Annotated in this window: 2 rRNA genes (1 of these 2 only partly in view); both read left to right on the forward strand. The window is 56.9% G+C overall.

What is annotated here, in order from left to right:
• Positions 1-2,481: ribosomal RNA gene (locus tag FXF51_RS60145) — 23S ribosomal RNA — on the forward strand (it extends 624 nt beyond the left edge of the window).
• Between the two features lie 65 nt (positions 2,482-2,546).
• Positions 2,547-2,663: ribosomal RNA gene (rrf, locus tag FXF51_RS60150) — 5S ribosomal RNA — on the forward strand.
• The last annotated feature ends 8 nt before the right edge of the window (positions 2,664-2,671 follow it).

Here is a 2,671-nt window from a genome sequence, read left to right on the forward strand (position 1 = left end):
GCTTACAGGAGCTTGTCTTCTGTGTGATGTGACTGCGTGCCTTTTGAAGAATGAGCCTGCGAGTTATGGTGTGTGGCGAGGTTAACCCGTGTGGGGGAGCCGTAGCGAAAGCGAGTCTGAAGAGGGCGTTTGAGTCGCATGCTGTAGACCCGAAGCGGGGTGATCTACGCATGGGCAGGTTGAAGCTCAGGTAAGACTGGGTGGAGGACCGAACCCACCAGGGTTGAAAACCTGGGGGATGACCTGTGTGTAGGGGTGAAAGGCCAATCAAACTCCGTGATAGCTGGTTCTCCCCGAAATGCATTTAGGTGCAGCGTTACGCGTTTCTTGCCGGAGGTAGAGCACTGGATGGCCGATGGGCCCGACAAGGTTACTGACGTCAGCCAAACTCCGAATGCCGGTAAGTGAGAGCGTGGCAGTGAGACTGCGGGCGATAAGGTTCGTAGTCGAGAGGGAAACAGCCCAGATCACCGACTAAGGCCCCTAAGCGTGTGCTAAGTGGGAAAGGATGTGGAGTCGCAGAGACAACCAGGAGGTTGGCTTAGAAGCAGCCACCCTTGAAAGAGTGCGTAATAGCTCACTGGTCAAGTGATTCTGCGCCGACAATGTAGCGGGGCTCAAGTACACCGCCGAAGTCGTGGCATTGACCCCCACGTGGGGTTGATGGGTAGGGGAGCGTCGTGCAGCCGGCGAAGCAGCAGAGTGATCTAGTTGTGGAGGCTGTGCGAGTGAGAATGCAGGCATGAGTAGCGAATCGAGGGTGAGAAACCCTCGCGCCGGATGACCAAGGGTTCCTGGGCCAGGCTAATCCGCCCAGGGTAAGTCGGGACCTAAGGCGAGGCCGACAGGCGTAGTCGATGGACAACGGGTTGATATTCCCGTACCCGCTTCAATGCGCCCATACTGAACCCCTTGATACTAAGAGTCCTTAACTCGCCTAAAGCCTTCGGGCTTGGGGTCAGAGTGAACGCTCGGCCTGATTGGGTAGTAGGTAAGCGATGGGGTGACGCAGGAAGGTAGTCCAGCCCAGGCGATGGTTGTCCTGGGGTAAGCATGTAGGGAGTGCGGTAGGCAAATCCGCCGCGCAATATCCTGAGATGTGATGCCGAGCCGATTGTGGTGAAGTGGATGATCCTATGCTGCCGAGAAAAGCCTCTAGTGAGTGTTGTGGCGGCCCGTACCCTAAACCGACTCAGGTGGTCAGGTAGAGAATACTAAGGCGATCGGGTGAACTGTGGTTAAGGAACTCGGCAAATTGCCCCCGTAACTTCGGGAGAAGGGGGACCTCTGCTGGTGATGGGCTTTGCGCCTGGAGCTGGTGGGGGTCGCAGTGGCCAGGGGGAAGCGACTGTTTACTAAAAACACAGGTCCGTGCGAAGTCGTAAGACGATGTATACGGACTGACGCCTGCCCGGTGCCGGAACGTTAAGGGGACCGCTTAGCGCGAGTAATCGTGCGAAGGTGAGAACTTAAGCGCCGGTAAACGGCGGTGGTAACTATAACCATCCTAAGGTAGCGAAATTCCTTGTCGGGTAAGTTCCGACCTGCACGAATGGCGTAACGACTTCCCCGCTGTCTCAACCGCAGACCCGGCGAAATTGCACTACGAGTAAAGATGCTCGTTACGCGCAGCAGGACGGAAAGACCCCGGGACCTTCACTACAGCTTGACATTGGCGTTTGGAGCGTCTTGTGTAGGATAGGTGGGAGACTGGGAAGCTCGGACGCTAGTTCGGGTGGAGTCATTGGTGAAATACCACTCTGGTCGTTTTGAACGTCTAACTCTGGTCCGTGATCCGGATCGGGGACAGTGTCTGGTGGGTAGTTTAACTGGGGCGGTTGCCTCCTAAAGGGTAACGGAGGCGCCCAAAGGTTCCCTCAGCCTGGTTGGCAATCAGGTGTCGAGTGTAAGTGCACAAGGGAGCTTGACTGTGAGACTGACGGGTCGAGCAGGAGCGAAAGCTGGGACTAGTGATCCGGCATCGGCATGTGGAAGCGGTGTCGCTCAACGGCTAAAAGGTACCCCGGGGATAACAGGCTGATCTTCCCCAAGAGTCCATATCGACGGGATGGTTTGGCACCTCGATGTCGGCTCGTCGCATCCTGGGGCTGGAGTAGGTCCCAAGGGTTGGGCTGTTCGCCCATTAAAGCGGTACGCGAGCTGGGTTTAGAACGTCGCGAGACAGTTCGGTCCCTATCCGCTGCGCGCGCAGGAGACTTGAAAGGGGCTGTCCCTAGTACGAGAGGACCGGGACGGACGAACCTCTGGTGTGCCAGTTGTACCGCCAGGTGCACGGCTGGTTGGCTACGTTCGGAAGGGATAACCGCTGAAAGCATCTAAGCGGGAAGCTCGCCTTGAGATGAGGTCTCCCACCACGAGAGTGGGTAAGGCTCCCGATAGACGATCGGGTTGATAGGCCGGAGGTGGAAGCACGGTAACGTGTGGAGCTGACCGGTACTAATAGGCCGAGGACTTGACCTCAAAGCAACTTTTGCTCGCGTCCACTAGGCAATTCTGAGACAGCAACCAGTGCTGTTTCGCAGGGTTACGGCGGTTATGGCGGGAAGGAAACACCCGGTTACATTCCGAACCCGGAAGTTAAGCTTCTCTGCGCCGATGGTACTGCACTCGGGAGGGTGTGGGAGAGTAGGTCACCGCCGGACAATCTTTA

Source organism: Nonomuraea sp. PA05, from assembly GCF_008086045.1.
GTDB classification, from domain to species: domain Bacteria; phylum Actinomycetota; class Actinomycetes; order Streptosporangiales; family Streptosporangiaceae; genus Nonomuraea; species Nonomuraea monospora.